At 66.4% G+C, this 23422-nt stretch carries 15 protein-coding genes; 5 read left to right on the forward strand and 10 right to left on the reverse strand.

The genetic code is table 11. From position 1 onward, the window contains the following. Positions 1-226: 226 nt before the first annotated feature. Positions 227-1687 (reverse strand): membrane-bound lytic murein transglycosylase MltF, encoded by a 1461-nt coding sequence (mltF, locus tag ACIP0B_RS15985; protein WP_400833519.1) that lies wholly within the window; start codon positions 1685-1687, stop codon positions 227-229. A gap of 285 nt (positions 1688-1972) precedes the next feature. Here mltF and purL point away from each other — a divergent pair, with 285 nt between their 5' ends. After that, entirely contained in the window at positions 1973-5869 is a 3897-nt protein-coding gene (gene purL, locus ACIP0B_RS15990) for a phosphoribosylformylglycinamidine synthase (protein WP_400833522.1), read from the forward strand. 4 nt (positions 5870-5873) lie between these two features. Continuing rightward, positions 5874-6185 carry an NGG1p interacting factor NIF3 gene (locus tag ACIP0B_RS15995; RefSeq protein WP_400833524.1) on the forward strand — a complete coding sequence of 104 codons (312 nt, stop codon included), beginning with the start codon at positions 5874-5876 and terminating at the stop codon, positions 6183-6185. 95 nt (positions 6186-6280) lie between these two features. Here ACIP0B_RS15995 and ACIP0B_RS16000 read toward each other — a convergent pair whose 3' ends face one another. The 9 genes from ACIP0B_RS16000 to ACIP0B_RS16040 form a co-directional block, all read right to left on the reverse strand. Then, positions 6281-12004 (reverse strand): toxin, encoded by a 5724-nt coding sequence (locus ACIP0B_RS16000; protein WP_400833526.1) that lies wholly within the window; start codon positions 12002-12004, stop codon positions 6281-6283. Positions 12005-12141: 137 nt separating this feature from the next. Continuing rightward, positions 12142-13857, reverse strand: a complete 1716-nt coding sequence (gene nagE, locus ACIP0B_RS16005; RefSeq protein WP_400833529.1) for an N-acetylglucosamine-specific PTS transporter subunit IIBC — start codon at positions 13855-13857, stop codon at positions 12142-12144. A 23-nt stretch (positions 13858-13880) separates the two neighbouring features. Beyond that, positions 13881-16397, reverse strand: a complete 2517-nt coding sequence (gene ptsP / locus ACIP0B_RS16010) for a phosphoenolpyruvate--protein phosphotransferase (RefSeq protein WP_400833532.1) — start codon at positions 16395-16397, stop codon at positions 13881-13883. Positions 16398-16432: 35 nt separating this feature from the next. Further along, complete coding sequence (locus tag ACIP0B_RS16015) at positions 16433-17455, reverse strand: SIS domain-containing protein (RefSeq protein WP_400833534.1); 1023 nt, start codon at positions 17453-17455, stop codon at positions 16433-16435. Further along, complete coding sequence (gene nagA, locus ACIP0B_RS16020) at positions 17436-18542, reverse strand: N-acetylglucosamine-6-phosphate deacetylase (RefSeq protein WP_400833536.1); 1107 nt, start codon at positions 18540-18542, stop codon at positions 17436-17438. The genes ACIP0B_RS16015 and nagA overlap by 20 nt, the downstream gene beginning before the upstream one ends. Positions 18543-18581: 39 nt before the next feature. Next, positions 18582-19313, reverse strand: coding sequence for a GntR family transcriptional regulator (locus tag ACIP0B_RS16025; RefSeq protein WP_085578874.1), 732 nt, complete (start codon positions 19311-19313; stop codon positions 18582-18584). Positions 19314-19709: 396 nt separating this feature from the next. Further along, positions 19710-20081, reverse strand: a complete 372-nt coding sequence (locus ACIP0B_RS16030; RefSeq protein ID WP_400833539.1) for a DUF6124 family protein — start codon at positions 20079-20081, stop codon at positions 19710-19712. 634 nt (positions 20082-20715) lie between these two features. Then, positions 20716-21231, reverse strand: a complete 516-nt coding sequence (locus ACIP0B_RS16035) for a murein L,D-transpeptidase family protein (protein WP_400833542.1) — start codon at positions 21229-21231, stop codon at positions 20716-20718. A gap of 102 nt (positions 21232-21333) precedes the next feature. Beyond that, the gene (locus tag ACIP0B_RS16040) at positions 21334-21885 is read right to left on the reverse strand and encodes an NUDIX hydrolase (RefSeq protein WP_400833544.1); all 552 of its coding nucleotides are present in this window, start codon (positions 21883-21885) and stop codon (positions 21334-21336) included. A gap of 147 nt (positions 21886-22032) precedes the next feature. Between ACIP0B_RS16040 and ACIP0B_RS16045 the strand changes: the two genes are divergently transcribed. The 3 genes from ACIP0B_RS16045 to ACIP0B_RS16055 are packed head-to-tail and all read left to right on the forward strand — an operon-like array spanning position 22033 to position 23416. Next, positions 22033-22632, forward strand: coding sequence for a CoA pyrophosphatase (locus tag ACIP0B_RS16045; protein WP_400833547.1), 600 nt, complete (start codon positions 22033-22035; stop codon positions 22630-22632). Positions 22633-22679: 47 nt separating this feature from the next. Beyond that, positions 22680-23204 (forward strand): gamma carbonic anhydrase family protein, encoded by a 525-nt coding sequence (locus tag ACIP0B_RS16050; protein WP_008025583.1) that lies wholly within the window; start codon positions 22680-22682, stop codon positions 23202-23204. After that, on the forward strand, positions 23201-23416 hold the full coding sequence (locus ACIP0B_RS16055; protein ID WP_400833550.1) for a DUF1289 domain-containing protein: 216 nt from the start codon (positions 23201-23203) through the stop codon (positions 23414-23416). The genes ACIP0B_RS16050 and ACIP0B_RS16055 overlap by 4 nt, the downstream gene beginning before the upstream one ends. The last annotated feature ends 6 nt before the right edge of the window (positions 23417-23422 follow it).

The following is a 23422-nucleotide window of genomic DNA, read 5'->3' on the forward strand; positions in this document are numbered from 1 at the left end:
CCGCAAGACAAGGTGACCGCAATCGCCAGCAGGCTGGCTCCCACAAGGGGCTTGGGTGAATGCAGGATCTGCGCTGACCGCAAGACAAGGTGACCGCAATCGCCAGCAGGCTGGCTCCCACAAGGGGCTTGGGTGGATGCGGAATCTGCGCTGACCGCAAACAAGGTGGGAGCCAGCCTGCTGGCGATGGCGTCAGTCGAGGCGCCGCGGGCGCATCGGATTGGGGTCAGAGCGGCGCAGGTTCCTGCGCTGGCTTGGACTTGTCGATGCCCGGCACGTGCAGGTTGCCCTCGGCCACTTGCGTGCCTTCAAGCTGCGGCTGGGTCACCCAGGTGAGGATGTCGTAGTAGCGGCGGATGTTCGCCACGAAATGCACCGGCTCGCCGCCCCGGGCGTAGCCGTAGCGGGTCTTGCTGTACCACTGCTTCTGCGAGAGGCGCGGCAGCATCTTCTTCACGTCCAGCCACTTGTCCGGGCTCAGGCCCTCGCGGGAGGCCAGCTTGCGCGCGTCGTCGAGGTGGCCGATGCCGACGTTGTAGGCCGCCAGGGCAAACCAGGTGCGGTCCGGCTCCTGGATCGACTCGTCGAGCTGGTCCTTCATGTAGGCCAGGTACTTGGCGCCGCCCATGATGCTTTGCTTGGGGTCGAGGCGGTTGGACACGCCCATGGCCTGGGCCGTGTTCTGGGTCAGCATCATCAGGCCGCGCACGCCGGTCTTGGAGGTGACCGCCGGCTGCCACAGCGATTCCTGGTAGCCGATGGCGGCCAGCAGGCGCCAGTCGACCTTCTCTTTCTTGGCATAGGTCTTGAAGTGCTGCTCGTACTTGGGCAGGCGTTGCTGCAGGTGCTGGGCGAAGGTGGTGGCGCCCATGTAGCCGAGAACGTCGACGTGGCCGTAGTAGCGGTCCTTGAGGCGTTGCAGGGTGCCGTTCTTCTGGGCCTTGTCGAGGTAGGCGTTGATCTCGTTGAGCAGGCTGTTGTCTTCGCCGGCCGCCACCGCCCAGCTCTGGCTGCGGGCGTCGCCCAGGTCGAAGGCCACGCGCACGTTGGTGAAGTACACCTGGTTCATCGCCACTTCGTTGGAATCGACCAGGGTCAGGTCGATCTGGCCTTCGTCGACCATGCGCAACAGGTCGACCACCTCGACGGCGTCGGACTCTTCGTATTCGATGCCGGGGTACTTGCGCTTCAGCTCGGCCAACTGCTCGGCGTGGGTGCTGCCCTTGAGCACCATGATCTTCTTGCCGACCAGGTCGCCCGGTTCGGTGGGGCGCGACTGGCCGTTGCGGTAGATGACCTGCGGGGTGACTTCGAGGTAAGGGTGGGAGAACCGCACCTGCCTCTTGCGCTGCTCGCTGCTGACCAGGCCGGCGGCGGCCAGCACCGGGCCGTTGGGCTTGCCGACCTGGTCGAACAGGTCGTCGAGGTTGTCGGCGGTCTCGATCTTCAGCTCGACCCCCAAATCGTCGGCGAAACGCTTCACCAGCTCGTATTCGAAGCCGGTTTCACCGCTGCGATCCTGAAAGTAGGTGGCGGGGCTGTTACGGGTGATGACCCGCAGCACGCCGTCCTCCTTTACGCGCTCCAGGGTGTTGGGTTTGTCAACACAGCCACTGAGCATCAGGAAGAGTCCGGTGGCGATCAGCCATTTGGCGTATCGCGGACGCAAAGCCTTTGGGAAAAACATGTGCGCAGTATACGCAAAGGACCGTGAGCGCCATATCTCGACAGTCGAAGGGTTGTCTGCTAGCGCCCGGAAAACTGCCCGGAACCCCATGGGAACGGGCCCGGACGGCATTTTGTTACAGTAAAAATAAGCACCGTCCCCATCGCCTCGGAATTTGACCTCGGAGGCAGGAACGACGGGCTTTCGGCGGGTGCTACCGTGCGTAGCGTTTCGGGTGATGTTGGAGGCGGTTTAGGCTAGAATGCACGGCCTCAAAGCACACCCCTTCCCGAGGCTGTCCCGAAGATGTTGATCCTGCGCGGCGCTCCTGCCCTTTCTGCCTTTCGCCACAGCAAACTCCTTGAGCAACTGAGCCAGAAGGTTCCGGCTGTCAGTGGCCTGTATGCTGAATTCGCTCACTTCGCCGAAGTCACCGGCGTCCTGACCGGCGACGAACAGCAGGTGCTCGCGCGCCTTCTGAAGTACGGCCCAAGCGTTCCGGTACAAGAGCCGACCGGCCGCCTGTTCCTGGTGCTGCCGCGTTTCGGCACCATCTCGCCATGGTCGAGCAAGGCCAGCGACATCGCCCGCAACTGCGGCCTGGGCAAGGTCCAGCGCCTGGAGCGCGGCATCGCGTTCTACGTGACCGGCGAGTTCAGCGACGCGCAGGCGCAACTGATCGCCGACGTCCTGCACGACCGCATGACCCAGATCGTCCTGGGCAACCTGGAGCAGGCCGCCGGCCTGTTCAGCCACGCCGAGCCCAAGCCGCTGAGCGCCGTCGACATCCTCGGCGGCGGCCGCGCCGCGCTGGAGAAGGCCAACACCGAACTGGGCCTGGCCCTGGCCGAAGACGAGATCGACTACCTGGTCAACGCCTTCGTCGGCCTCAAGCGCAACCCGCACGACATCGAACTGATGATGTTCGCCCAGGCCAACTCCGAGCACTGCCGTCACAAGATCTTCAACGCCAGTTGGGACATCGACGGCGAGAGCCAGGAAAAAAGCCTGTTCGGCATGATCAAGAACACCTACCAGATGCACAGCGAAGGCGTCCTGTCGGCCTACAAGGACAACGCCTCGGTGATCGTCGGCAGCGTGGCCGGCCGCTTCTTCCCCGATCCTGAGACCCGCCGCTACGGCGCGGTGCAGGAGCCGGTGCACATCCTGATGAAGGTCGAGACCCACAACCACCCGACCGCGATCGCCCCGTTCCCGGGCGCGTCCACCGGTTCCGGCGGCGAGATCCGCGACGAAGGCGCCACCGGCCGCGGCGCCAAGCCGAAGGCGGGCCTGACCGGCTTCACCGTGTCGAACCTGCAGATCCCAGGCTTCGAGCAACCGTGGGAAGTGCCTTACGGCAAGCCCGAGCGCATCGTCAACGCGCTGGACATCATGATCGAGGGCCCGCTGGGCGGCGCCGCGTTCAACAACGAGTTCGGCCGTCCGGCCCTGACCGGCTACTTCCGTACCTTCGAGCAGTCGATTTCCACCCCGCACGGCGACGAAGTGCGCGGCTACCACAAGCCGATCATGCTCGCCGGCGGCATGGGCAACATCCGTGAGCAGCACGTGCAGAAGGGCGAGATCGTGGTCGGCTCCAAGCTGATCGTGCTCGGCGGCCCGGCGATGCTGATCGGCCTCGGCGGCGGCGCGGCCTCTTCGATGGCCACCGGCGCCAGCTCGGCGGACCTGGACTTCGCTTCCGTGCAGCGTGAAAACCCTGAAATGGAGCGCCGTTGCCAGGAGGTCATCGACCGTTGCTGGCAACTGGGCGACAAGAACCCGATCAGCTTCATCCACGACGTGGGCGCGGGCGGCCTGTCCAACGCCTTCCCGGAACTGGTCAACGACGGTGGCCGCGGCGGCCGCTTCGAGCTGCGCAATATCCCGAACGACGAGCCGGGCATGGCCCCGCACGAAATCTGGAGCAACGAATCCCAGGAGCGCTACGTGCTGGCCGTCGGCCCGGCCGACTTCGAACGCTTCCAGGCGATCTGCGAGCGCGAGCGCTGCCCGTTCGCGGTGGTCGGCGAAGCCACCGCCGAGCCGCAACTGACCGTGACCGACAGCCACTTCGGCAACAGCCCGGTGGACATGCCGCTGGAAGTGCTGCTGGGCAAGCCGCCGCGCATGCACCGTTCGGTGGCCCGCGAAGCCGAGCTGGGCGATGACTTCGACCCGTCGACCCTCGACGTCGCCGAGTCCATCGAGCGCGTCCTGCATCACCCGGCCGTGGCCAGCAAGAGCTTCCTGATCACCATCGGCGACCGCACCATCACCGGCCTCGTGGCCCGCGACCAGATGGTCGGCCCATGGCAGGTGCCGGTGGCCGACGTGGCCGTCACCGCCACCAGCTTCGACGTCTACACCGGCGAAGCCATGGCGATGGGCGAGCGCACCCCGCTGGCCCTGCTCGACGCTCCGGCGTCGGGCCGCATGGCCATCGGCGAAACCCTGACCAACCTGGCCGCGTCGCGCATCGGCAAGCTCTCCGACATCAAGCTGTCGGCGAACTGGATGTCCGCCGCCGGCCATCCGGGCGAAGACGCCCGCCTGTACGACACCGTGAAGGCGGTCGGCATGGAGCTGTGCCCTGAGCTGGGCATCACCATCCCGGTGGGCAAGGACTCGATGTCCATGGCCACCCGCTGGAACGACAACGGCGAAGACAAGACCGTCACCTCGCCGATGTCGCTGATCGTGACCGGTTTCGCCCCGGTGCTCGACGTGCGCCAGACCCTGACCCCGGTGCTGCGCATGGACAAGGGCACCACCGACCTGATCCTGATCGATCTGGGCCGCGGCCAGAACCGCATGGGCGCCTCGATCCTCGCCCAGGTGCACGGCAAGCTCGGCAAGCAGGCGCCGGACGTCGACGACGCCGAAGACCTCAAGGCCTTCTTCGCGGTGATCCAGGGCCTCAACGCCGACGGTCACCTGCTGGCCTACCACGACCGTTCCGACGGCGGCCTGCTGACCACCGTGATGGAAATGGCCTTCGCCGGCCACTGCGGCCTGAACCTGAACCTGGACAGCGTCGCCGAATCCTCGGCGGAAATCCCGGCGATCCTGTTCAACGAAGAGCTGGGCGCCGTGATCCAGGTGCGCCAGGACGCCACCGCCGACATCCTCGCCCAGTTCAGCGCCGCAGGCCTGGGCGACTGCGTGTCGGTGATCGGCCAGCCGATCAACAACGGCCAGGTCAACATCGTGTTCAACGGCCAGACCGTGTTCGAAGGCCAGCGCCGCCTGCTGCAGCGCCAGTGGGCCGAGACCAGCCACCGGATCCAGCGCCTGCGCGACAACGCCGACTGCGCCGACCAGGAATTCGACGCGCTGCTGGAAGAGGACAACCCGGGCCTGAGCGTCAAGCTGAGCTTCGACGTCAACCAGGACATCGCCGCGCCTTACATCAAGAAAGGCATCCGCCCGCAAGTCGCCGTGCTGCGTGAGCAGGGCGTCAACGGTCAGGTGGAAATGGCGGCGGCGTTCGACCGCGCCGGCTTCAGCGCGATCGACGTGCACATGAGCGACATCCTCGCCGGCCGCGTCGACCTCAACGAGTTCAAGGGCCTGGTGGCCTGCGGCGGCTTCTCCTACGGTGACGTGCTGGGCGCCGGCGAAGGCTGGGCCAAGTCGGCGCTGTTCAACAGCCGCGCCCGCGACGCGTTCCAGGGCTTCTTCGAGCGCAACGACAGCTTCACCCTCGGCGTGTGCAACGGTTGCCAGATGATGTCCAACCTGCACGAGCTGATTCCGGGCAGCGAGTTCTGGCCGCACTTCGTGCGCAACCGTTCCGAGCAGTTCGAGGCGCGGGTGGCCATGGTGCAGGTCCAGGAGTCGAACTCGATCTTCCTGCAGGGCATGGCCGGTTCGCGCATGCCGATCGCCATCGCCCACGGCGAAGGCCATGCCGAATTCGAAAGCGAAGAGGCGTTGCTCGAAGCCGACCTGTCCGGTTGCGTGGCGATGCGTTTCGTCGACAACCACGGCAAGGTCACCGAAGCCTACCCGGCCAACCCGAACGGCTCGCCGCGCGGGATCACCGGCCTGACCAGCCGCGACGGCCGCGTGACGATCATGATGCCGCACCCGGAGCGTGTGTTCCGCGCCGTGCAGAACTCGTGGCGTTCGGACGACTGGAACGAAGACGCGCCATGGATGCGCATGTTCCGCAACGCCCGCGTCTGGGTGAACTGAGGCCGTGCACAAGCTCGCCTTCTTCGTGCCCGACAGCCATGTGGAGACGGTGAAGTCCGCCGTTTTCGCAGCCGGCGGCGGGCGCATCGGCCAGTACGACAGCTGCGCCTGGCAAGTCCTGGGCCGGGGCCAGTTCCGTGCGCTGGACGGCAGCCAGCCGTTCATCGGGCAGGTGGGCCAGGTCGAAACGGTCGAGGAATGGAAGGTCGAGCTGGTGGTGGCGGACGAGTCGGTCGCCGCTGCCGTAGCCGCCCTGAAGGCCAGCCATCCCTACGAGACACCGGCCTACGAGGTCTGGCGGCTGTCGGACTTCTGAACCGTCGGGTTCGCCACGAAAAAACCGCTGAATCGGTGACGATCAGCGGTTTTTTTGTGCTCAGTCCGGATGCAGTGGACCGACGGTGCGGTGGATCACGTTACCGGCCGCAGCCCGACTTCGCTCTTGAGCATGTCGATCAGGGTGTGCAGCAGCGGGAACCTTAGGTCTTTCTTGTCCCAGCGATCGATGTAGTACAAACCGTTGTCGTCGACCTGGACCGGGGTCGAGATGAGGTCCCCGTTCCTGGAACGATGCACGACGCTGGTTTCCTGGGGCGATGGCTGCTCGATCAGGAAGTCCCCCTTTCGGGTCAGCCGGCTCCTGTCGGTCCCGGCCAATGGCGGCGACATCGGCTTGCCGGCGATGGCGACATCCAGATGGAAATCACAGCGCAGCGCCGGCTTGCCGGTTTCATAGGACAGCACTTCCCAGGCGCCGGGGTGTATCCCTCGGCCCCGTCCGGCGGGCACATCCCTGACGTTCAGGCCGATCCCGCCCAGCATTTCGGCCAACCCCGGGACGCCGCGATGGTTGTTGGCGTGGCTGTTGCCGACGAAGGCGATCCATTTGTGCGCCCCCTGTGCCGTCTGGTCGGCCTGGATGACCCGGGCCGCCAGATAATTGAACATCCGGTAGCGTGCGGCCTTGTCGGAAACCCCCCTCAGGTTGTAGCTCGCGGCGCAGTCCAGGGCCTTGATGCGCAGGCCATGCTTGCCGGCGGCCTGGTACACCTCCGTGTACGTGTCGGGGCCGCTGTAGTCGGGCATGTGGCCGCGGTTCTGCAGTTGCAGGTAGTCATCGAGACGCCCGGTCATCGTCTGTGTGCGCAGGAACGTGTCCAGGTCGGCCTGGTGCAGGTCGCTGCACAGGTGTTCGACGTAGAGTGTCCTGAAGCCCTTTTCCTTGAGCCCTTTCATCTGCGCGATCAGCAGGCCCTTGCACGATTCGCCGCCGTGGGCCTCGCCGAGCACCAGTCCCGACAGCCCGCTTTCGCTGACGGCCTTGAAGAAGCCGTCGGGCGTGATGCCGGCCGCGATGGCGGGCAATGGGGGCCTGTGCGGCGCAACGTAGCCGGCAAAGAACGCGTCGGATTTTTTGAGCAGGTCGGTCCGCAGTTCGAGGAAGGTATCGCAGGCCCGGCTTTCCTGCGTGCTGTTGGGGTAGTAGCGCGAATCGAGCCCATGGGGCGCCATGGATTGGCGTTCGATTTCATCGCGCAATGCGTGGGGCACTTCGAATTCGTGAAGGGTGCCGGTACGGCGGGATGACGGGATGGCAGCGGGTTCCGGTGTCTTGAATGGCGTATGCAATGCCAGGCGAAAGTCGGCCCGGGCCAGGGCGTCCCCGGCGATGGTGCCGGGCGTGTCCACCGTGATGCCCGTCGGCAGGTCCGCCCCGACGTCTTCGATGCGCAATGCCACGGCGCCCTGGAGATCCGCCAGGCCCGGTTTGCCGTTGAAGGTAGTCAGGCGCGAGGGGGCGACCAAGGCGATCCAGCGCGTGTCGGGGGTATCGGCGGTGTCGGCCTCGATGAGCCGATGGGAAAGGAAGTTTCGGGTGCCGTTGTCCCGTGGCGCGGTCGGCGGCGTGTCGGCCATGATCATGACGTCCTCCAGCAGGTACGACGTCGAGGCGTCCAGGCCCTTGACCTGCATCCCTTTTTCCCGGGCCTTGCGCACGAGGGCGAGGTAGCCGTGCTGCGCGTGCGGCGTCAGGCCGAAGGCCTTGTCGAGGGCCAGCAGATGATTTTCGATGTGCTTCCACGATCCTCCCTTGTTCAGCTTTTCCAGCTTGAGGCGAAAGATGTCCGAGGGCAGGTATTCCAGGTACAGACGCTTGAAGCCCTTTTCGGTCAGGGTGTCGAGATGGTCGATCAGGGCAAGCTTGCCGGCGATGGCGTGGGGATCCGCCCCGATGACCAGGTGCTTGCCGCCGGCCAGCGCATCGCTGTCGAGCCATGTCGCGAAGGTCATCGGCGTTTCGAGCGGACGGGGCGGGACACGGGGTGCGCGGGGGGCCATTTGCCGGTAGAAGTGCTGTGCGTCCAGGGTCAGCTGTTTGACCTTGAGCAGGTAGGCGCTGCGCATCGGTCTCATTTCCCGGGCCGCGGCCGTCCACGAGACGGTGGGCGGCAGGCCCAGCCGTCGGGCGTCTTGTTCGACCTGCGCCTTTAGGTTCGGGGCAAGCAAGGGCTCGAAGTCACGCCACTGGTTGTCCGGCATTTCATAGCTGTCCAGGGGGCGCGGCGTTTCGGGCACGGTTTTGTAAGGCGGTGCGCCTCCGACGACGCCGGTGCGCTTCCAGACGCCGTCGGCGTTCGGTGCCGCCACGCGTGTGGTCGAGACCAGCCGTCCGCTGGCCGGGTCGAGCCGATACAGCAAGTAGCGGCCGATGACATCCGGCGTGAGAGGGGCCCAGAGCGTCTCGCCGTTGAAGAACACCGGCTGCATGCGCGCCGAGGGTGGGGGCGCGGGGTCGATCTGTTGGATCAACGCCATCGCCTGCCTGTGGCCGGTGTCGGCGGCGGCCAGGCGCGAAAGCCTGCCCAAGGGCTTGAGCGTGCGCAGCGCCGGGCGCAGATCGGTTGCGATCGCGCCGGCGCTGTTGAACAGATACCCGGCCAGATGGCCGAGGGCGGCATCGGCATCGCCCTGGTTGTAGGCATGCAGGGCGAGCATGGCGTCCTTGAAGGCGAGCAGCAGGCCGGTGCTCAGGCTCAGCGCAGGAAAGGGCGCCGTGGCGATGGCGACCGTCCACTCCACGCAGGACCAGAGAATGCCGGTGATCATCCGGGTACGGCTGCCTGTGGTGGCGCTGACTTCGTCGATCTTGCGCTGCAGCCTCATGTCGTACACCGCCCGGCGCAGGTCAAGCAGCGGCGACACGCGGTGGATCGAGTCGTACCGGGCGGGACTGACGCTGGTGCTGTCGAGGTTCTGCGGGAGCTGGAGCCTGGCGTTTTGCAGGAAGGCGCGGATGCGTGCCCGGGAGCGCACATCCACGCGACGGGTCAGGTAATCCAGCACGGCGGGCTGGCTTTTCAGCAGGTAGTTGAACAGGCGCGCCTCGCGGAACCGGACGCCGTCCGGCGTATCGGGGGTATAGAGCAGGGTGGGATGACCGGCGTGGCTGAACAGGAAAACATCCTTCACCCAGTCGCCGTCCAGCAGCAAACGGTGGATGGCGTAGCGGTGACGGGTCGACGCAGAGGTGTCGCCCATGCCGGCGATGCATCGCTCCAGCCACGGCAGGTCGACGCTGGCCAGATGCCCTTGCAGGCTGCACTCCAGGGCGGCGCCGAGCATCTGCTGTTGGGTGATGGCCAGAATGGCGTCGCGCCTGAACGCATAGGCGGCGAGCGTGGTGTCCAGCAGTTCGGCCCTGACCTTGTCGATGTAGCGCTGACCGACCCAGGCGCCGGTGACCGAGCGGGCCACGGTCTCGGCGTTCAGGCGACTGAGGTCGATGCCCGTCGGGCCCTTGAAGGTGGCAGCGCGCGAAAACTTCTCGTTGATGAACCCGATGCCGTCGTCATAGCCGTCGCGGTAGAGCCGGGTGTAGCTCATGGGCGCAGGTTTCCTGCCGAACAGCGAAGGGGGTGGAAGCAGCCAGACCGTGTCCGGGTCGACATCGTTTTGCGTGCGCCCCAGCAACCGGTTGAGGCTTAGCCTGGCCTGTTCGTGCAGGTAGTCGGCGAACGCCGGGAAGTTCGTTTCGCAGGACGGATGACGGCTGTAGGCCCGCAGCGCGCCTTCGGCGGTCTCGGCCAGGGTGAGCAGTTTTCTGCGGTTGGCCAGGCTGGCGGAGCGGAACCACGCCGGCGTGTGGAGGTTGCAGTCATCCGTTCGCATGGCCATGGCGTGCTCGGACATCGACTTCAGGCAGGCCTGGTGGCTGACGGCGTAGCGGAAGGTGACCCTGAGGTGTTCCTGATCGTGAAACTTGAGGCTCAGGCTGCTCATGACCTGTTTCATGGCCGGCCGAAAGCGCAGGGCGATCCGGCTGAGCAGGTAGTCGCTCATGTCGCCGGTTGCCGCCGCACCGTCCAGGCTCTGCGCCCAGCCGAGGAGATGGCGCTGGCAGGCCGTTTCGCTGTCGAACGCCTGGAATTGATGCGCCTGCGGCGCATCGGGGGTGCACAGCAACAGGCGAGTCACGCTGCCGGCCTCATCGGTCAGGCGCAGGATCCACAGATCCTGCAGTTGCGAGCCGTGGAAGGCGAGCGTGCCGGCGCTGAGGTGCTTGCCGCTGTTGTTGCGCAGATCCTGCAGGCGTTGCCAGTCGCCTTCCTGCAAGTGCCCGCGCAGCACCGCCACCCAGGCCAGGGCATTGATCCGCGTGTCGATCATGGTTTCGGTGGCGGCCCGAAGGTCCTGGCGGCCGGCGAGCTCGCTCTGCGCGGCGGCATAGTCGATGCGCGGCTGCAGCGTGGCCAGTTGTTGCGCCAGCCAGGCCGGGGTCACCGGAAGGTGGGACGGCGCCAGGGAGGCGTCGCCGTAGGTAAGGGTGGTGCGGTTCAGGAAGTCCGACCCTGGCCGTTCATCGCCGGTCTGGAGGCCGGCCAGGGCCAGTTCGGTCAGGTTGCGCGTGTGCGCATGCTCCCCGACCCCGGGGATGCGGCGAAGGGTGGTGACCGACAACCGGTCCGGATCCAGGTCATGGATCTCCAGGTCCTCGCCCAAGCGCTCCAGCCATTGATGGCGCGCGAGCGCTTGCGGGGTGGCTGCGGGGCCGAGCAGGTCCAGCAGGTGGCGGCGCGCGGTGTCGTAACGGGCCAGATGCTCGGCCAGTGCGGCGCGTTGCGTTTCGTCGGCGCTGCGGTACCAGTCCGGCGCGCTGTGGCGAAGGTGGCGTTCGAGCAGGGTCTGGGCGCGGAGGGCGAGACGGGCGTCGAGATCGGGCAAGGCGTCGCCGATGGCGCGGTCAAGGGCGGCGGTCAGCCGGGCGGGATCTTGCTGCGGGTTGTCCGCCAGGCTCAGCGCCCGTTCGATGTCCTGGGTGCGTTTGTCGATCGAGGCATCGAAGGTGTGTTCGAACAGAGACTTTTCGATGATCGGCGAGAGGGCGAGCGGCCAGATGCCCGTGGCGGTCAGGCCTTGGTAGCGGACCGGCAGCAGGGCCCTGAATTCAGGGCGGGCGCTGCCCTGGTTCATGTTCTTCTGCAGCCAGTCGTTCAGCGCAGGCAGCGAGTCGAAGGACTCGACCCCGCGCAACGGGGTGAACAGCAGCACCCGGCCGACGTCCTGCGTGTCCGTCAGCTCGACTGCCGCCGGGGGGCTCTTTTGCGTGGCGACGAAGGCGCCGGCCAGTTCGACGCGGCGTTCCTGATAGAGGAAGGTCAAGGCATGCAGGTTGGGGCGCAGGGTCGGGTGGCTGCCCGTCCGTTCCAGCATCAGGCCTTCCTCCGGGTGCAGCAGCCGGTCTGCGACACCCTGCCGGGCTTCGTTCTCCAGCGCCTTGAACCCGGCTTCATAAGTCATGAAGGTTTTGAGCGACAGGCCTTCGACAGCTTCGGTCGCGTCCAGGTCGAGCAGATGCCGGTTCAGCGTCCCGGCCTGCGCAGCGAACGCCAGTCGGCCCTGCGGGCTCTGCACGTCAGCGACGGACAACGCCGGATAGTGCGCACGGGCCTTTTCCAGATAGCGCTGGCGGCAGCGCTTGATGACGCTGTTCAGATGCGCCAGGACGCGTTGCTCGGCGCTCGGGGGCGTGTCAGGGAACAGCGGGGCCTCGCTCTGGAACAGGTGATGGCCGATCTGGTTCAGATCGCCTTTGACCTGCTCGAACGAGGGGTGGGATGAAACGGCGTTGCTCATCGTCGCAGCCTCCATGCTGGCGGAAAGGGCAACAGCATGGAGCGGACGGGAGAGGGCGGGTGGTGCAGGGTTAGGGCGACCCGGAACGCGTTCCCCTGCGGGCGCGCCTGCCGGCGACGGACCAACCCTGAACGGCATCAGACCCTGGCGCTGACCTCGCTGCGGCTGACCAGCGCTTCGATTGCCTTGCTCAAGCCCGGCGCCCGCTCCCCGGCCAGCAAATGCCAGACACCGTCCTCCGGCTGGCTGACCCCGAGGCATCCCAGCTCCTTCAGGCGAGCCTCGGACAACCCCTTGCCGTCGGCCAGTTGCAGGCGGATCCGGGTCAGGGCGATGCAGTCCAGCTGCAGCACATTGTCGCTGCCGCCCACGGCATCCAGCCATTGCAGGGCTTCAGCGGGGGCCACGGCCACAGGCTTGGGGGCTTCGACGGCCGCTGCCGCAGCGGCCATCCGGCCAGCGCCCGAGGCCGGCATCGCCAGGCGGATCTCGTCGGCAATGCTGTCGGCCAGCGGCCCGACCACCACCTGCAGACTGCCGCCCTTGCCCGGACGCACCACGGCCATCGCGCCCAGCGCCTTCAGGTCGGCGTCCGAGGCCTTGTCGCGATCCACCATCTCCAGGCGCAGGCGGGTGGTGCAGGCGCCGACGGTCAGCAGGTTGGCGGCGCCGCCGAGCGCCTTGATGTAGGCCCCGGCCCGTTCGTTCTCGCCGATCGCCGCCTTGTCCGTGGCGACCGCGTCCTCGCGCCCCGGCGTCTTCAGGTTGAAGCGGCGGATGCAGAAGTCGAACACGGCGTAGTACACCACCGCATACGCCAGCCCCACCGGCACCACGAGCCAGCCGTTGGTGGACTTGCCCCAGCCCAGCACCATGTCGATGAAGCCGCCGGAGAAGGTGAAGCCCAGGTGGATGTTCAGCGCGTTGGTGATCGCCATCGACAGCCCGGTCAGCAGCGCATGCAGCAGGTACAGCAGCGGGGCGAGGAACATGAAGGCGAATTCGATGGGCTCGGTGACGCCGGTCAGGAACGAGGTCAGGGCCATCGACAGGAAGATCCCGCCCATCACCTTGCGCCGCTCCGGCAGGGCGTTGCGGTACATCGCCAGGCACGCGGCGGGCAGGCCGAAGATCATCATCGGGAACATGCCGGTCATGAACTGGCCGCCCTTCGGGTCGCCGGCGAAGTAGCGCGACAGGTCGCCCGTGACCAGCGCCCCGGTGGCCGGGTCGGTGAAGTTGCCGAACACGAACCACGCCATGTTGTTGAGGATGTGGTGCAGGCCGGTGACGATCAGCAGGCGGTTGAACACACCGAACACGAACGCGCCGAAGCTGCCGCTTTCCATCATCAGGGTGCCGAAGGCGTTGATGCCGTGCTGGATCGGCGGCCAGATGTAGCCGAACAGCACGCCCAGGCCCACCGCCGCGAACCCGGTGACGATCGGCACGAAGCGCCGTCCGCCGAAGAACGCCAGGTACTCCGGCAGCTTGATGTCCTTGAAGCGGTTGTACAGCGCGCCGGCCATCAGGCCGCTGACGATCCCGGCGAGCATGCCCATGTTGATGCTCGCATCGAGCACCTTGAGGGTCGAGACCATCACCAGGTAACCGATGACCCCGGCCAGGCCCGCCGTGCCGTTGTTGTCGCGGGCGAAGCCGACGGCGATGCCGATGGCGAAGATCATCGCCAGGTTGGCGAAGATCACTTGGCCGGCGTCGTGGATGATCGCGATGTTCAGCAGGTCAGTGTCGCCCAGGCGCAGCAGCAGGCCGGCGATCGGCAGGATCGCGATCGGCAGCATCAGGGCACGGCCCAGGCGTTGCAGGCCTTCGATGAAGAGTTGGTACATGGCGTTTGTCCTTTTTGTTGTTGTCAGCGCAGCGGCCAATGTTGATGACAGGCATGGCGCACCGCCGCGGCGCTGCTCAGCTTGAGCAGGTCGTGGGCGAGGCGTCGGCATTCGGTTTCGTGCACCTGGCGCACGCGGTCCTTGATCTCGCCGACCTGCACCGGGCTCACCGACAGCTCGCGCACGCCGAGCCCGACCAGCACCGGCGTCGCCAGCGGATCCGACGCCAGGGCGCCGCAGACCCCGACCCAGCGCTTGTGCACCGCCGCGCCTTCGCAGGTCATGGCGATCAGCCGCAGCAGCGCCGGGTGCAGCGCGTCGACCCGAGCGGCGAGGCCCGCGTGGTCGCGGTCCATGGCCAGGGTGTACTGCGACAGGTCGTTGGTGCCGATGGACAGGAAGTCCGCGTGTTCGGCCAATTGCTCGGCCTGAAGGGCGGCGGCGGGGACCTCGATCATCACGCCGAGCTCCGGACGCTGGGCGATGCCGAGTTCGAGGCACAAGGCATCGACACGCTGGCGGATGTGCAGCAGCTCATCGACCTCGGTGACCATCGGCAGCAGGATCCGGCAGCGTTGCAGCGGGCGGCTCTGCAGCAGGGCGCGCAATTGCTGGTCGAGGATTTCCGGCCGGGCCTGGGCCAGGCGGATGCCGCGCAGGCCCAGCACCGGGTTGGCCTCGGCCGGCAGCGGCAGGTAGTCGAGCTGCTTGTCGCCTCCGACGTCGATGGTGCGGATGATCACCGGTTTGTCGCCCATGGCGTCGAGCACGGCTTGATAGGCGGCGCGCTGTTCTTCTTCGGTCGGTGCGGTGTGGCGGTCGACGAACAGGAATTCGGTGCGCAGCAGGCCGACGCCGTCGGCGCCGTTGGCGAGCGCGTCCGCCGCCTCTGCGCTGGAGGCGACATTGGCCGCCACCTCGATGGACACGCCGTCGAGGGTCGCGGCGGGCTGGTGGGCACGCTGCTGTTGGGCGGCACGGCGTTCTTGGCGCTCCTGGCGAATCTGTCCGACTTGCGCCAGACGCTCGGCGCCCGGCACCAGTTCCAGGCGGCCGCCGTCGGCATCCAGCACCACCGCTTGGCCTTGCTCCTGGTCCAGCAGCGCAGCGCCCAGGGCGACGAGGCAGGGCAGGCCTTTGCCCCGCGCCAGGATCGCGACATGGGAGGTGGCGCCGCCTTCGGCCATGCACAGGCCGGCCACACCCTGGCCGCTCAGTTGCAGCAGGTCCGAAGGGGTCAGTTCATGGGCGGCGACAATGGCGCCGGCGGGCACCTCGTAATGCCACGCTTCGCCGAGCAGGGCGCGCAGCACCCGTTGCCGGAGGTCGCGCAGGTCGTTGGCGCGCTCGGCCAGCAGCGCGCTGCCGGTCTGCTGCAGCACCTGGCACTGGGCGTCGATGGACTGGCTCCAGGCATGGGTCGCGGCGGTGCCGCCGTCGATGGCCTGCGCGGCGGCATCGAGCAGGGCCGGGTCTTCCAGCAGCGCCAGGTGGGCGGCGAAGATCGCTTCTTCGTCGGTGTTCCTGAGCCTTTTCGCCTGGGCGAGGGTGCCGTCGATTTCGCTGCGCACCTCGTTCAGGGCTGCGTCGAAGGCCTGCCGTTGGCCGGCGGGATCATGACCGCCGGCGTCGGGCGGCAGGCTGATGGCATTGAGTTTGAACAGCGGCCCGTCGACCAGCCCCGGTGCGGCGCACACGCCTTGCAGCACGCCGGCTTCGGCCGGACGCTTGAGCGTCGGGGCGCTGGCCGGCGCCGCGGCGGCATGGCGGTCCTCCGGCAAGGCGGTGGCCAGCGCGGCAAGCAGGGCTTGCAGCGCCGCGTCGGCGTCCGGCCCCTGACAGCTTACCTGCACTTCGTCCTGTTCGCCGACGGCCAGCCCCATCAGGCCGATGAGGCTGTTGCACGGCGCCGACTTGCCGGCGAAGCGCAGCTGCGAGCGGCTCTGGAACCCTTGCGCGGTCTGGCGGATCAGCGCCGCCGGGCGCGCGTGCAGGCCGCCGCGGTGGGCGACCTTCACCCGTGCGCTGACCTCGGGGCCGTCCAGCGCCTGGGTGTTCGCCGCCTGGCCATGGCGGGCGACGATGTGCAGCAGCGGCTCGCCCACCTTGACGTTCTTGAGCGTGATCGGCCGGGCCTGGAACTGATCGCCGTTGGTCAGGATCAGCAGGCTGACCAGGCTCTTGCAGCGCAGGCCGACCTTGTCCACGTCATAGCGCAGCAGCGGCTGGCCGTTGCTGACCCGGACGCCTTCCTTGACCAGCACCGAAAAGCCTTCGCCCTGCAGCTCCACCGTGTCCAGCCCCAGGTGCAGGAGGATCTCGGCGCCGTTGTCGGCCCGCACCGTGAGGGCGTGGCCGGTGCGGGCGACATGGATCACTACGCCTGCGCACGGCGAATACAGGGTGTCGTTCAGCGGGTCGATGGCAATGCCGTCGCCCATCGCGCCGCCCGCGAACACCGGGTCCGGGACTTTGGCGAGCGTGAGCACCGGGCCGCTGAGCGGGGCGCTTAAGGTCAGCTCTTTATTGTTGTTGTGCATGGCTCGGTCTCATCAGGAAAACATTCGGTTCGGACTCAGTGGGTGCGCGTGACTTTGCTCAGGTGACGCGGCTGGTCCGGATCCATGCCGCGGGCCACGGCCAGGCCGGCGGCCATCACGTAGAAGCTCTGGATGGCCAGGATCGGATCCAGGGCCGGGTGCTCGGCGCGGGTCAGGGTCAGGTCGCGTTCGAGCACGTCGTCCGGCGCGGCCAGCAGCACGCGGGCGCCGCGTTGGCGCATGTCGGCGGCCAGGCTCAGCAGGCCGGCCTGCTCGGCGCCGCGCGGGGCGAACACCAGCAGCGGGTAGTCCTCGTCGATCAGGGCCATCGGGCCGTGGCGCACTTCGGCGCTGCTGAAGGCTTCGGCCTGGATCGCCGAAGTCTCCTTGAACTTCAGCGCAGCTTCCTGGGCGATGGCGAAACCGGCGCCGCGGCCGATCACCATCAGGCGCTCGCAGTCGCGCAGGGCGTCGACGGCCACGCTCCAATCTTGTTTCGCCGCTTCGCGCAGGCCATCGGGCAGCGCGTTGTGGGCGTCCAGCAGCTCCGGATCGTCTTTCCAGTGGCCGATCAGCCGGGCGCTGGCGCTGAGGGTGGCGATGAAGCTCTTGGTCGCGGCGACGCTGCTTTCGGTGCCCGCCAGCAGCGGCAGGCTGAACTCGCACGCGGCCTCCAGGGGCGAGGCTTCAGCGTTGACCATGGCGATGCTCAGGGCGCCGCGCTTGCGCAGCAGGCGCAGGCTGTTGACCAGGTCCGGGCTCTGGCCCGACTGCGAGAAGGCGAACGCCACCTGGCCGCTGACCTTGAGCGGCGCCTGCTGCATGGTCACCACCGACATCGGCAGCGACGCCACCGGAATGCCCAGCTGCTGCATGGTCAGGTAGGCGAAATAACTCGCCGCATGGTCGGAGCTGCCGCGGGCCACGGTCATCGCCACCTGCGGCGGCTGACGGCGCAGGCGTCCGGCGACCTCGATCATCGATCCGTCGAGCTGATTCAGTTGAGCCTGCACGGCCTCATGCGAGGACAGCGCCTCTTCAAGCATTTTTGAAGTCAATGTCTTCTCCTTCGACCATGACGGCGGTCAGTGTGAGCGAGCGGTCCAGCCGCACGCAGTCGGCCCAGGCCCCCGGTTGCAGGCGCCCGCGTTCGGTGATGCCGAGGTAGTCGGCGGGAAATTGCGACAGGCGCTGCGAGGCTTCGGCGATCGGCAGGCCGATCTTCACCAGATTGCGCAGGGCCTGATCCATGGTCAGCGTGCTGCCGGCCAGGGTGCCGTCCGGCAGGCGCACGCCGCCCAGGCACTTGGTCACGGTGTGGCTGCCCAGCTTGTACTCGCCGTCGGGCATGCCGGCGGCGGCGGTCGAGTCGGTGACGCAGTACAGGCACGGGATCGAGCGCAGGGCCACGCGGATCGCGCCGGGGTGCACGTGCAGCAAGTCCGGAATCAGTTCGGCGAACTTCGCATGGGCCAGCGCCGCGCCGACGATCCCCGGCTCACGGTGATGCAACGGGCTCATGGCGTTGTACAGGTGGGTGAAACTGGTGGCGCCGGCCTCCAGCGCCGCCACGCCTTCCTCGTAGCTGCCCAGGGTATGGCCGATCTGCAGACGGATGCCACGGGCGCTCAAGGCGCGGATCAGCGCATCGTGCCCGGCGATTTCCGGGGCGATGGTGATCACCCGGATCGGCGCCAGCGCCAGGTATTCCTCGACTTCGGCCATCAGCGCGGTGTGGGCGAAGTTCGGCTGGGCGCCCAGTTTGCCGGGGTTGATGTACGGCCCTTCCAGGTGCACGCCGAGCACCCGGGCGGCATTTTGCGGACGCTGCTCGCAGAACGCGCCGAGCGCTTTCAGCACGCTGGCGATCTCGGCGCTCGGTGCCGTCATGGTGGTGGCCAGCAGCGACGTGGTGCCGAAACGCACGTGGGTCTTGGTGATCGTCTCGAAGGCCACGGCGCCTTCCATGATGTCCTTGCCGCCGCCGCCGTGGACGTGCAGGTCGATGAAGCCCGGCAGCAGGTAAGGCAGTTCATTGGTGGCCGGGTCGCAGGGCACGCCTTCGATGGACACGACTTTGCCGTGTTCGTGGATCAGCCGGCCACGAACCCAGCCGTGGGCGGTGAGGATGTTGTCTTCGGACATGTTCGGGTCTCTCGTTTTGCTGCCTGACGGCGCAGCTTTCTATCTTCTGAGCTCTGCAACAAAGTCGTAGTAGTCGTTGCGGCAATAGGTGTCGGTGACTTCGATGGGCGTGTTGTCTTCGAGGTAGCCGACCCGGGTCATCAGCAGCATGGCGGTGCCGGGGGCGATGCCGACCAGCGCGGCGAACTCGTCCGAGGCGTTGATCGCCTGAATGTGCTGCAAGGCGCGGACGATCGGCTTGCCGATGCCGTCGAGGTATTCGTAGAGCGAATCGCCCACGGCCTGGGGCTTGGGCATGATCGAGGCGGGCAGGGTGCTCATCTCGATGGCCATCACCGTGTCGTCGGCTTTGCGCAGGCGTTTGAGCCGCGCCACCTTGTCGTTGGGCGACAGGCCCAGGCGGATCAGCTCTTCGTGGGTCGGCAGGGTGATGTCCCGTTCCAGCCACTGCGAGCTGGGCACGAAACCCTTGAGCCGAAGCATCTCGCTGAAGCCCGACAGGCGCGACAGCGGTTGTTCGAGGCGTGGGGTGATGAAGGTGCCGGAGCCTTGCAGCCGGCGGATCAGCCCCTGGTCGAGCAGGACTTCCAGGGCCTTGCGCGCGGTCACCCGGGAAATCCCCAAGGATTCGCTTAAGTTGCGCTCCGACGGCATCGCCTGCTCGGCCTTCCACTGGCCGGCATGGATGGCCGCTTCCAGGTTGCGCGCCAGCTGCAGGTACAGCGGCGTCGGCTGGGCCTCGTCGGGGCGCAGGGCGTGGAGGTCGTTCATGGCGGTGGTTTCCGGCGCGGGTTGGGGTTGTTGTGGTGCGCTTGTGGGGCGGAAGCTAATACCACTTGAATACCATGTCAACGCACCGGATTGCCCTCAACGCCAGCATATTCGGGGCGTTTAGGCAGGGTGGTTTCAAGTGGTATTAGAGGTGGGCTTGCCGGCGCAAAAAATCGCCGTCTGCGACCGCGCTTGGGATGGCGAGTGGTATCACCCCGGCAGGCAATGTCGCGGATGGCGATTGATCAAAATTTTTTTTGAAGACGACCAGCGGCGGCGAGACGAGGTCTTTGTGGGAGCCAGCCTGCTGGCGATGGTGGCGTGTCAGTCGGCATCACATTCGACTGGCCCACCGCTATCGCCAGCAGGCTGGCTCCCACAGGGTTTTGCATCTGCTCAAAGGGCCGCGTCGGCCTTCAGCTCCAGGCTGTCCAGCACCCGGTTCACCGCCAGTTCGCCGAGCATGATCAGTTGCGCGATGCCCTGCGCCGTGTGCCGATGCTGGCCGTCCAGCAGCCCCGCAAAGTTGTTGGCCATGACTTTGGCCGAGGTCAGGGTCTCGCAGGCGTCGGCCAGCAGCTCCTCGTTGTCGGCGGCGGGGGCGATGGCGTAGAGCTTGCTGATCTTCAGCGCAGGGCCGGTGACGGCAATCGGGCTGAGGTAATGGTCGAGGGCGCGTTCGGCGGCTTCGTTGAGCTTGCGCGAGTCGGGGGATTCGTAGGGGGAAGTGGGGTCGGATTCGGGTGGGTTGGGGGTGGGTTTGAACATGGTGAAGCTCCTTGAGAAGTGGAGCCGTCAGCCATCGCTGCTAAACGAGTTGGGTGGCGGCTGTACGCGGGTTAGCAGACCAGGCTCAAGGATCCCGGCGCACCGAAGTGCCCCACGCAAAGCCGCCATGACGCATTCAGCGGAGCTCACGTGCCTTGAGAATTGCCGGGCTGCTAAACCCGATCACTGATTCGTCAGTGACCGCCAAACGATAGAACCCGCCCCCCAGGCGTACAAGCCGGCGGATTCTGGCGTAGCTGTGGGCAATGTCGCAAGGTGGAGTCGGGAGGTGGAAATGTTATTCAACAACTCTAAACAACCCTCTCCGAGCGTCGAAGAGCGTCATAACGCCGAAGCGAGTCAAAGAGGGACGGACAGACGGATCCGTCCCCTTTTGCCCTGCGACGAATGGCGGCGCAGTCTTTCAGGCTGCAGGAACCCCTGTGGGCTGCAGGAAACTCTATGGGTTGTAGGAACCTCTATGGGCTGCAGAAGCTTCTGTGGCGAGGGAGCTTGCTCCCGCTCGGGTGCGCAGCAGCCGCAAAACCGGTGCACGCGGTGTTCCAGGCAAACCGCGACCGCAGGATTTGGGGCCGCTGCGCGCCCCAGCGGGAGCAAGCTCCCTCGCCACAGCTCAAGGGCGGATTTCGATCATCGTGCCGTCCGGCACCATGTTCCAGACTTCGCGCATGTCGACGTTGCGCATGGCGATGCAGCCGTCGGTCCAGTCGAGGGTGTGGAACAGGTTTTCCGGGTTCTCGGCGGAGTCCGGCGTGCCGTGGATCATGATCATCCCGCCGGGCTCGACGCCTTCGCGGCGGGCGCGGGCCGAATCGCTGATGTTCGGGTAGGAGATGTGCATCGACAGGTTGAATTTGTCGCTGGTCTTGCGCCAGTCGATCCAATAGAAGCCTTCTGGCGTGCGTTTGTCGCCCTCAATCAGCTTCGGGCCTTTCTTCGCGCCCTTGCCCAAGGAAATGCGGTAGGTCTTGAGTGGCTTGCCGTCGGCGATCAGCTGCAGTTGGTGGGCCGATTTGAGCACCAGCACCTTTTCGATCAATGGCGTGTTGGACGGTGTCACGGTGGTCACGAATGACGCCTGGGAGACGGTGACGAACGACAGGCAGAACAGGGCAAGCAACCAGCGCATTGAAACGATTCCCCAAGAATGAAGCAGATACTTTATTTATAGATGCCGTGCAGTCGCCGTCGCGGGCTGCGCACACGGGTTATCGGCCGGCTGGCGCGCAAATCAAGTGATGGCCGGCTGAACGAGCGGCGGGATCGATTCGGAGCGTACCGGATAGACCTCGGTGCGCCGATCGGCGAAGAAGCATTCTAAGGTACGGCCCACGGTGCGGAAAGCCAGTTCGTCCCACGGGATGTCGGCCTCTTCGAACAATTGCACTTCCAGGCTCTCTGGGCCGGCGGCGAAGTCCAGGTCCGCCAGTTCGGCGCGGAAGAACACATGCACCTGGCTGATGTGCGGCACGTCGATGAGGGTGTAGATGCTCAGGTTGCGCACCCGGGCGCAGGCTTCCTCGGCGGTTTCGCGCATGGCGGCCTGTTCGAGGGTCTCGCCGTTCTCCATGAAGCCGGCCGGCAGCGTCCAGTAGCCCAGGCGCGGCTCGATGGCGCGGCGGCACAGCAGCACTTTCGTGCCCCAGGTCGGCACGCAGCCGGCGACGATGTTGGGGTTCTGGTAGTGAATGGTCTGACAGCTGTCGCAGACGAACCGCAGGCGCGAGTCGCCTTCGGGAATGCGTTGGGTCACCGGGTTGCCGCACTGGCTGCAAAATTTCATGCTGGGGTTCCTGAAGGCTGCGCCTATCTTGGCGTGCGGCGGTGGCAGACGGCAAGTTGCCGTTTCGCGACATGGCGCCGGTCCAGGGGTTGGGCGGCTGCGGCGATTGGTGCATGATGCAGCGTAAGGCACAGATCGAGAACACTTATGCTGGATGAGCTGCTGCACCGGGTCAGCAATCACACGCCGCGCACGCTGGAGACCGACAAGCGTTTCCCCGAGGCCGCCGTCCTGGTGCCGATCACGCGCAACGACGAACCGGAACTTGTCCTCACCCTGCGCGCCAGCGGGCTCTCGACCCATGGCGGCGAGGTCGCCTTCCCCGGCGGCCGGCGCGACCCGGAGGATCCTGACCTGGTGTTCACGGCGCTGCGCGAGGCCGAAGAGGAAATCGGCCTGGCGCCGGGGCTGGTCGAAGTGATCGGGCCGCTCAGTCCGTTGATCTCGCTTCATGGCATCAAGGTCACGCCGTACGTCGGCGTGATTCCCGACTTCGTCGAATACCAGGCCAACGACGCCGAGATCGCCGCGGTGTTCAGCGTGCCGCTGGCGTTCTTTCGCGAAGACCCGCGCGAGCACACCCACCGCATCGACTATCAGGGCCGCAGTTGGTACGTGCCGAGCTACCGCTACGGCGGGTTCAAGATCTGGGGGCTGACGGCGATCATGATCGTCGAGTTGATCAACCTGCTCTATGACGCCAAGATCAGCCTGCACCAACCGCCCAAAAGCTTTATCAACACCTGAAGCCATCGTTCGAATGGCCCGTCACCGTGAGCCCTGAGGAAAACACGATGAAATACCGCTTGGGCGACGCCCGCGTCGACACCCACCCGCAAAGCTGGGTCGCACCCAATGCCGTGCTGGTGGGCAAGGTCAAACTGGAAGAGGGCGCCAACGTCTGGTTCAACGCCGTGCTGCGCGGCGACAACGAGCTGATCCTGATCGGCAAGAACAGCAATGTCCAGGACGGCACGGTGATGCACACCGACATGGGCTACCCCCTGACCATCGGCACCGGCGTGACCATCGGCCACAACGCCATGCTGCATGGCTGCACCGTCGGCGACTACAGCCTGATCGGCATCAACGCGGTGATCCTCAACGGCGCGAAGATCGGCAAGAACTGCATCATCGGCGCCAATTCGCTGATCGGCGAGGGCAAGGAGATCCCGGACGGTTCGCTGGTGATGGGCTCGCCGGGCAAGGTCGTGCGCGAGCTCACCGAACCGCAGAAGAAGATGCTCGAAGCCAGCGCCGCGCACTATGTGCACAACTCGCAGCGTTACGCGCGCGACCTGGCCGAGCAGGAAGAATGACCACCCCCGAACGCCCGGTGGCGTCGCCCTGCGTGAGCATCTGCGCGCTGGACGATGACGACATCTGCACCGGCTGCCAGCGCACGGTGGAGGAAATCACCCGCTGGAGCCGCATGACCAACGACGAGCGGCGGGTGGTGCTCGGGTTGTGCCATGAGCGGGCGAAGGCCAGCGGGTTGATCTGGATGTTGGGCGGCAAGCCGGAACGCTGAGGCGCG

The organism is Pseudomonas sp. NPDC089534, from assembly GCF_044749305.1.
Lineage (GTDB): Bacteria > Pseudomonadota > Gammaproteobacteria > Pseudomonadales > Pseudomonadaceae > Aquipseudomonas > Aquipseudomonas ekonensis.

What these genes read in the sequence shown, in the direction of transcription:
- mltF (WP_400833519.1), bottom strand. Translation starts at nt 1,687, where the DNA reads ATGTTTTTCCCAAAGGCTTTGCGTCCGCGATACGCCAAATGGCTGATC.
- purL (WP_400833522.1), top strand. Translation starts at nt 1,973, where the DNA reads ATGTTGATCCTGCGCGGCGCTCCTGCCCTTTCTGCCTTTCGCCACAGC.
- ACIP0B_RS16000 (WP_400833526.1), bottom strand. Translation starts at nt 12,004, where the DNA reads ATGAGCAACGCCGTTTCATCCCACCCCTCGTTCGAGCAGGTCAAAGGC.
- nagE (WP_400833529.1), bottom strand. Translation starts at nt 13,857, where the DNA reads ATGTACCAACTCTTCATCGAAGGCCTGCAACGCCTGGGCCGTGCCCTG.
- ptsP (WP_400833532.1), bottom strand. Translation starts at nt 16,397, where the DNA reads ATGCACAACAACAATAAAGAGCTGACCTTAAGCGCCCCGCTCAGCGGC.
- nagA (WP_400833536.1), bottom strand. Translation starts at nt 18,542, where the DNA reads ATGTCCGAAGACAACATCCTCACCGCCCACGGCTGGGTTCGTGGCCGG.
- ACIP0B_RS16025 (WP_085578874.1), bottom strand. Translation starts at nt 19,313, where the DNA reads ATGAACGACCTCCACGCCCTGCGCCCCGACGAGGCCCAGCCGACGCCG.
- ACIP0B_RS16030 (WP_400833539.1), bottom strand. Translation starts at nt 20,081, where the DNA reads ATGTTCAAACCCACCCCCAACCCACCCGAATCCGACCCCACTTCCCCC.
- ACIP0B_RS16035 (WP_400833542.1), bottom strand. Translation starts at nt 21,231, where the DNA reads ATGCGCTGGTTGCTTGCCCTGTTCTGCCTGTCGTTCGTCACCGTCTCC.
- ACIP0B_RS16040 (WP_400833544.1), bottom strand. Translation starts at nt 21,885, where the DNA reads ATGAAATTTTGCAGCCAGTGCGGCAACCCGGTGACCCAACGCATTCCC.
- ACIP0B_RS16045 (WP_400833547.1), top strand. Translation starts at nt 22,033, where the DNA reads ATGCTGGATGAGCTGCTGCACCGGGTCAGCAATCACACGCCGCGCACG.
- ACIP0B_RS16050 (WP_008025583.1), top strand. Translation starts at nt 22,680, where the DNA reads ATGAAATACCGCTTGGGCGACGCCCGCGTCGACACCCACCCGCAAAGC.
- ACIP0B_RS16055 (WP_400833550.1), top strand. Translation starts at nt 23,201, where the DNA reads ATGACCACCCCCGAACGCCCGGTGGCGTCGCCCTGCGTGAGCATCTGC.